The 7,323-nt window shown below is 61.5% G+C and carries 5 protein-coding genes and 1 pseudogene; 5 read left to right on the plus strand and 1 reads right to left on the minus strand.

Annotation, left to right across the window (positions count from 1 at the left end):
• Window positions 1-312: 312 nt before the first annotated feature.
• The gene (locus MTBLM5_RS15160; protein ID WP_173976912.1) at window positions 313-990 is read right to left on the minus strand and encodes a hypothetical protein; all 678 of its coding nucleotides are present in this window, start codon (window positions 988-990) and stop codon (window positions 313-315) included.
• A 574-nt stretch (window positions 991-1,564) separates the two neighbouring features.
• Here MTBLM5_RS15160 and MTBLM5_RS15165 point away from each other — a divergent pair.
• The 5 genes and pseudogenes from MTBLM5_RS15165 to MTBLM5_RS15185 form a co-directional block, all read left to right on the plus strand.
• The gene (locus MTBLM5_RS15165; protein ID WP_173976913.1) at window positions 1,565-2,329 is read left to right on the plus strand and encodes a SapC family protein; all 765 of its coding nucleotides are present in this window, start codon (window positions 1,565-1,567) and stop codon (window positions 2,327-2,329) included.
• A 51-nt stretch (window positions 2,330-2,380) separates the two neighbouring features.
• Window positions 2,381-3,964 (plus strand): TolC family protein, encoded by a 1,584-nt coding sequence (locus MTBLM5_RS15170; RefSeq protein ID WP_173976914.1) that lies wholly within the window; start codon window positions 2,381-2,383, stop codon window positions 3,962-3,964.
• Window positions 3,961-4,710, plus strand: coding sequence for an efflux RND transporter periplasmic adaptor subunit (locus MTBLM5_RS15175; RefSeq protein WP_256367181.1), 750 nt, complete (start codon window positions 3,961-3,963; stop codon window positions 4,708-4,710). Before MTBLM5_RS15170 ends, MTBLM5_RS15175 begins: the two co-directional genes overlap by 4 nt.
• Entirely contained in the window at window positions 4,707-6,053 is a 1,347-nt protein-coding gene (locus MTBLM5_RS15180; protein WP_173976916.1) for an efflux RND transporter periplasmic adaptor subunit, read from the plus strand. The genes MTBLM5_RS15175 and MTBLM5_RS15180 overlap by 4 nt, the downstream gene beginning before the upstream one ends.
• Window positions 6,053-7,323 (plus strand): annotated as a pseudogene (locus tag MTBLM5_RS15185) (peptidase); the annotation flags it as partial. The gene MTBLM5_RS15180 and the pseudogene MTBLM5_RS15185, both read left to right, overlap by 1 nt.

Here is a 7,323-nt window from a genome sequence, read left to right on the forward strand (position 1 = left end):
TAATGGCCAACGCGACATTTTCGTCCATGACCGCCAAACCGGGACAACCAGCCGGGTGTCGGTGGCGCAGGGGGGGGCGCAGGGAAATGGCCCTTCAGAGACCCCCTCGATTTCCGCCGACGGGCGCTATGTGGCTTTTCAAAGCTATGCCAGTACTCTGGTGGCCGGGGACACCAACTGGAAACACGACATCTTTGTCCGCTCCACCGCGCCGGTGATTCTGGAACCGGTGGTGACCTCGCCGTCCATCCTCAGCACCGGGGTGGCCACTGTCACCATCGGGCGTAATGCTTCCAATGGTCCGGATGTGGCCTATTTCCAGATCAGCGGCATCAGTGGTGGCAACTTGGCCAAGGCCGATGGGACTGCCCTTGCCAATGGCGCCTTCATCACCGTGGCCGAAGGACAAGTGGGATTGAAGTTCACGCCATCGGGAACGGCCAATGGCTCGTTCCAAGTGCGTGGATCGACTTCGGCAACCGAGGCCGGAATCGGCGGCTCGGCCGCCACCGCCACCATCACAGTCTCGGCGCCCCAAGTACCGGTGGCCGCTCCCCCGCCGCCACCTCCGCCTCCGCCACCTCCGCCGCCTCCGCCGCCGCCAGCCCCAGCCCCGGTGGTTGCGCCCGCGCCCGCGCCGATCATCGCGGCGGCGCCGACCGGTGGCTTGGGAGGGCTGACCGGTGGAACTTCCGGCACCTCGGTCACGGCAACAGCGTCCACCACGACATCGACTGCCGCAGCCGTGTCGCAGCCGACCGCAGCCCCGGCGACGGTGACCAGTGCCATCTTCTCGGGCGGTGGACAAAGTGCACCGGCATCGACCGGCACGGGGGCCCTGTTCGCCTCGGCTTCGACCGGCGGTTCCACCAGTGGCGGCACGACATCGGCGAGCGGCGGCACTTCCATCGGACGGGCGGCATCGCCCGCGGCAAGTTTCTCCTTCGCCGGGATCAGCGCCGGAGCCACGGTGCTGTCCGCGGCACCCACTGCCGCTCCTGCCGCCGCCCCGGCTCCGGTGGCGGCGCCGACATCGGCCCCGGTAGCCGCACCGGGGGCTGCACCGGCGGGAGGCGGCTTGTCTGGGCCTGCCAGTGCCTCTCCCGCAGCGCCCGCATCGGCACCGGTCTCTGCCCCTGCGGCAACCGGTGCCGCCCCGGTTACGGCAGCGCCCGCGTCCGCACCGGCAACCGGTGGGAATACTGCCCCGGCTGGGACGACCGGCGATGCCCAGGCTGGCGGCACAGGGCAACAACAACAGCAAGCCCCGGCCGAGGGACAGCAGCCAGCCCCGGCCGAGGGACAGCCGCCAGCCCCAGCCGAAGGACAACAGCCAGCCCCGGCCGAAGGACAACCGGCGCCGGCACCCCAGGACGGGGCATGGCTGGACGGTACCAGCGGCGCCTCTACCCAGGTTTCATTCCTCCAACAATTGGAGAGCCTGGGATCTGCCTCGCAGCGAGCCGAGAACGAACTGATCGCCGCCCTGGATGAATTGCTGAACGATACCTTGGCGGCCTAGACGTGACCCTGACCCGACGACATGAAAAGGACACGAGACGATATGGATGAAAGCGCTGCCGGAACGACAGAGGCAGGCCCCGCCCAGGGACCAACCATGCCGGTCCTTTATGCCAAGGCGGAGCCATTGTCGCCGACCCTGCATCAGGGTTTGGTGCTGCGACCGCACACGTCCTACGCCTTTGCCGCAAAGACGCCGGGTATTCCACTGGTCGCCTCTGAATTCGTTGCGGCGGCCTTGACCTATCCCATCGTCTTCGCCGGGCAGAACCCAGCGTCGCCGATCATCGTCACCGGCGTGGCGCCCGAGCAAAATCTGTTCGTCAACAAAGCCGGAGAATGGGCCAAACATGCCATGGTTCCGGTCTATGTACGGCGGTATCCGTTCATCTTCATGAAGTCAGCGGACAAGGACCAACTGATCTATTGCCTGGACCCCACATCCGATCGGCTTGCCAGCGAGGGGAAGGGAGAGCCGTTGTTCCTGGATGGGCAACCGGCCGCGGCATTGCGCGAAGTCATGAATGGCATGAACAAGGTGCAGGAACAATTCAACGAAACAACGGAATTCGCCACGGCCCTGGAAAGCAATGGTCTGCTGGCCCCGGTGCGGGTTGATTTGAAGGGCGAAGATGGCGTCTCGCAACCGATCGAAGGTTTTCGCATCGTTGACGAGGGGCGCTTCAATGCTCTGCCGGATGACATCTATCTGCAATGGCGGGCAAAAGGCTGGATAGCATTAATCCACGCTCATCTGCTGTCGCAGGGCAATTGGCAGGCAATCGCCGGACGGCTGAGCGAGACATAATATTGTGGTTGTATTCATGGCGGGAATGATGGCTTGGCAGGGGGATGCGTGATGACAGGCTGGCGCGGGGGCGCCTCTATTTCAGGTCTGGCGATTTCTCTTTTTGTTGCCGGATGCACCGTCGCCCCATCCCCTTATACCGAACAGGAGTTCGCCGATTGGGCGCGCTCCGATCGTGAGCGGATGTATTCCAGCCAGGAAGCGCTGTCCGGGCCCATTTCGCTTTACGAGGCCATGGCGCGCGGTATCGCCTACAATTTGGAACACCGCCTGAAGCTGATGGAGGGCGCGGTTGCGGCTGGGGATGCCAAGATCGCCCGATTCGACCTTCTGCCCAGGCTGACGCAGACGGCAGGCTATACTGCACGCGACACCGAGAACGCGTCACGCAGCAAGAACCTCGCGACCAACGTCACCAGCAACGAGTATTCAGCGTCGAGCGAGAAGCAGTTCGCCACCGCCAACCTGTCTCTGGCCTGGAACGTACTGGATTTCGGCGTCAGTTGGCTTCGGGCGCGGCAACAGGCTGACAGCATTCTGGTGACCGAGGAGCGACGCCGCAAGACCGTTCAGAACATCCTCCAGGACATTCGGTTTGCCTATTGGCGAGCCTACGGGGCTCAGCGCTTGCTTCCTAAAGTTGAGCGGTTGCTGGTCGAGGTGAAGAACGCGCTGGCTCAGGCACGGGAAGCCGAGCAGCAGGGCTTGCAACAGGCGCAGTCGCTTGAGTACCAGGTGCAATTGCTGGAAACGGTGCGCCAGATCAATGCCGTCAAGAAGGAACTGATCTTTGCCCGCGCCGAGTTGGCGGCGCTGATGAACCTTCCTCCGGGGATGCCATATGTACTGGCCGCCCCGGACGACAATTCGGCGCCCGAGATCAAGGTCCCTCTGGAGAAGCTGCAGCAAACCGCTCTGTTTCTTCGTCCCGAAATCCGCGAGCAGCGCTACCAGGAACGGATTACGGTCGCGGAGACCACCAAGACCCTGCTGCGTTTCCTGCCGGGTATCGAGATCAACGTAGATCGGCAATACACCGGCAACTCATATACCCTGAATCAAAGCTGGGTCGAAGGCGGGCTGAAGCTGACATGGAACCTGATGAACCTGTGGGGTGCCGACGACAAGTTCGCCCTGGCCCAAGCCAAGGAGGAACTGGTTCGGCGGCAGCAATTGGCCCTAGGCGTGGCCGTGATGACCCAGGTCAATGTTGCCTGGCTGCGCTTCCAGCAGGCCCATGAGGATTTCGGCTTCGCTCATGAGATGTTTGGCGCCGCCAGCCGTTTGGAGGAGCAGGGCAACAAGGCACGCTCGGCCTTGGCGGAGAGCGGGCTCGAGGTGATCCGACGTACTACGCGTTCGGTCTACATGGAGCTTCAGCGGGATACGGCGATGGCGGAGTTGCAGAACGCGGCTGGGCGCCTTTATGGCTCGGTCGGGTTCGACCCTGTGTTTGGCGCTGAGCGGGAATGGAAGTTGGCTGAACTCTCGGTGGCGCTTAAGGCTCAGATGACCGAATGGGACAAAGGGAACCTCGCAGTCCCTGATGAGGTCGAGACCCCGAAGCCAACCGCCAACGAATCGGCTGACGACGACATTCCAGTCCTCAAGTGGATCACGCGAGGTTTCAAGTGACGACGGGCAATGTCGTTCGGGGAGTTGCGTGGCTTCTTGTCCTGGCCAGTGTCGCGTCACCGGTCCTATCACAGGAACGATCAAGCCCCCGATTACGCGGTTTGGTAACGGCCCGCCACGAGGCCATGCTATCGACCCAGATCAACGCCATTATTGCGGAAATGTCATTTCGGGCCGGTGATCGTTTCCGTAAGGGCGACACCCTGGTGCGTTTTGACTGCGCTGTGCAGAAAGCCCAGTACCAGCGAGCCCAAGCAGAGGTCTCCGCAGCGCGCAAGACCCTGACCATCAAGAAGGAACTACTTCGGCTGTCCACGGTGAGTCCGCTTGACGTGCAACTGGCCGAGGCGGAGGTCGCAAAGTCGGAAGCGGATCTGGCACAAGCCACTGCCATCACCGCCATGTGCCAGGTGAAGGCCCCCTTTGACGGCAGGGTCATCGAGGCCAAGGCACATGCCCATGAGAGCTACAGCAGTGGCCAGCCCCTGTTGTCCATTGTCGATGATACCAGCCTGGAGGTGGAGGTGATCATTCCGTCCTCCTGGCTCACCTGGGTGAAGGCGGGAGCCAGCTTCAAGATCAAGATCGAGGAGAATGGCCAGACGGTGACCGGCACGGTATCCAAGCTCGGCGCCCGGATCGATCAGGTTTCCCAGACCATCAAGGTCTATGGGAGCCTGGGCCCGCGGGCAGGAACCCTGATTCCAGGCATGACCGGTGAAGTAACTTTCGACGGGCAGCCATGAGCGAACGCACGGACCCGCGGGTCGTTGTCCTGACTGTCCTGCTCCAGTTGGCGCAGGAGGCACGTCAGGCCGACACGCTCGATGCCTTTGCCTTCGTAGCCGCCAACAGCCTGAAGCGGCTGGTACCCTTCCGGAACGCAGCGCTGTGGACTGATCGTCCGGCTCGTTCCGGCGTCTCGGCTGTGTCCGGAGTGGCCGAGATCGATCCCGACTCACCGGCGATGATCTGGTTGGACGCGCTCTGTCGCCATCTTGCCGAAGATACCTCAACGACAGGGCCGATGGGGGTGAGGCCGGAGAACATTCCGCCTGAACTTGAACCACAGTGGACGGAATGGGGCGGGCCTTTTGCCCTGTGGCTGCCCCTGCGTCATCCCTCCAGGCAAGTCGTCCTGGGTGGGGTCTGGATTATCCGGGATACGGCCTTCAACGGTGCAGAACTGGCCCTGCTGGAACGGCTTGGTGAAGCCTTAGGTGAAACTCTGTCGCGTCACCTCAGAATCGGGACTACCCGTTCTGCAATTCTGGCAGCGTTGACGCGCCGACGACTGGCTATTGCTGCGGCCATTTTCCTGCTAGCCCTGTTTCCTGTGCGTTTATCGGTTACCGCACCGGCCGAGATCGCGGCCCGAGACCCGATGGTTCTGGCCGCCCCCCGTGATGGCGTGGTTGCGCGGTTCTTCGTGCAACCGAATCAGATGGTCAAGGCTGGTGACAAACTGTTCGAGTTGGATGACGTCGATGTCAGGAACCGCCATGAATTGGCGATCCGAGATCTCGCCATCGCCCGGACCGATCACAAGCGAGCCAATCAGGCCGCCTTCGCTGACCCGCAAAGTAGTGCCGAGTTGTCTATCCTGGCCAACCGGATCGAACGTGCCCAGGCGGAGGAAATCTATTCACGCGAGCTTCTGGCCCGCAGCGAGGTGGTTGCCGAAAAGAATGGCCTAGTGATCTTCACCGATCCGGCCGACTGGCTGGGCAAGCCGGTCAAGACGGGAGAACGGATTGCATTGCTTTCCGATCCCGAAAAGGTGGAGGTCTTGGCTTGGCTAGCCAGTACGGATGCCATCGTTCTGCGATCAGGTGCTGCGGTCAGGATGTTTCTGAACACCGCCCCGTTGTCGCCACTGAAGGCAAGCCTCGAGTCCGCTTCCTATGAGGCACAAATGTCACCCGCTGGTGTTCTTTCCTACCGTCTGAAAGCCTCCCTGGCAGAGGACGAACCTCCACCGCGGATCGGCCTGCATGGTAGCGCCCGGGTCTATGCCGACAATGTTCCCCTGATCGCCTGGATTCTTCGGAAGCCCCTGGCCACGCTCAGACAGCTTGTGGGGCTTTGATGCCTGCCGATCTCCCCATCCTGCGGAGTGAAATCCGGGTGGTCCGGGGAGGCGACGACGTGACCGGATGGCCGACCTATGTGCTTCAGGATCCGGTGCGGGGAAAGTACTTCCACCTTGGCTGCCCGGAATTCGAGGTGCTGAGCCGTTGGGGGCTAGGGACCCCGGAGCGGATCGTTGACTCGGTCATGCGGGAAACCACTCTGGTCGTGGATGACGAGTTCATTCAGACCGTAGCCAAATTTTTGCAGACTTCCGGGCTTACACTCCCTGGAAGTGCCGAGGACATCCAGCGGTTGGATGCAATGCGTCGGGCGAAGGAACAGAGCTTCGCCACTTGGCTTCTTCATCATTACCTTTTTATCCGCGTGCCCTTGCTGCGCTCGGACCATTTCATCAGCTCCCTGGAGAAATCGGTCAGGCCCTTTCTGAGGTGTCTGCCCGTGCCTTCGATGGTTCTTGGGGTGGTTGCTCTTGCCGTATTGGCTCTTCACTTCGACGAATTCGCCGCCACCTTTCCCGATCAGATCACAGTCGGCGGCGTGATCGCTTTCGCAGTGGCTCTCGTGGTCACAAAGATCTGTCATGAATTGGGACATGCCATCGCGCTGAAACACTTTGGTGGTTTGGTTCCGACCATGGGCGTAGCTTTTTTGGTATTGTTTCCCATGCTCTATACGGACACCAGTTCCGGCTGGTTCCTAAGATCACGACGGCAACGGATCATCGTGGCCGCCGCGGGGGTATCGGCCGAAATCGCACTGGGAGCTGTGTCCGTGCTGATCTGGGCTCTCGTGCCAGAGGGCGCCATCAAATCCACGGCTTTCCTGATGGCGACCACCGCCCTGGTGGGAAGTCTGTTGGTCAATGTCAGTCCGTTCATGAAATTCGACGGTTATTACATTCTTGCCGATCTTCTCAATGTTCCAAATCTCCACGAACGAGCTTTCGCGGAAGGCAGAAGCAAGCTTCGGGAGTGGCTTTCCGGAACCCAACAGCCGGTTCGGCGCTCCAGTCTGGAACGGCTTCTTCTTGGATATGCTGTTGCGACCTGGCTTTATCGTCTCATTGTCTTCACGGGTATTGCCGTGATGGTCTATTACCTGGCGTTCAAGGCGCTGGGGATTGTTTTGTTCGTCGTTGAAATCTGGTGGTTCATCCTCAAGCCAGTACTGGGAGAGGTCGCCGCCTGGCGACGTGATGGACTGACATCATCCCGGCGTGCCCGACTGATCCTCAGCGGTATTGTCGGCGCTTCGGTGCTACTGGC

It is taken from the genome of Magnetospirillum sp. LM-5, assembly GCF_902729445.1.
Classification (GTDB): domain Bacteria; phylum Pseudomonadota; class Alphaproteobacteria; order Rhodospirillales; family Magnetospirillaceae; genus Magnetospirillum.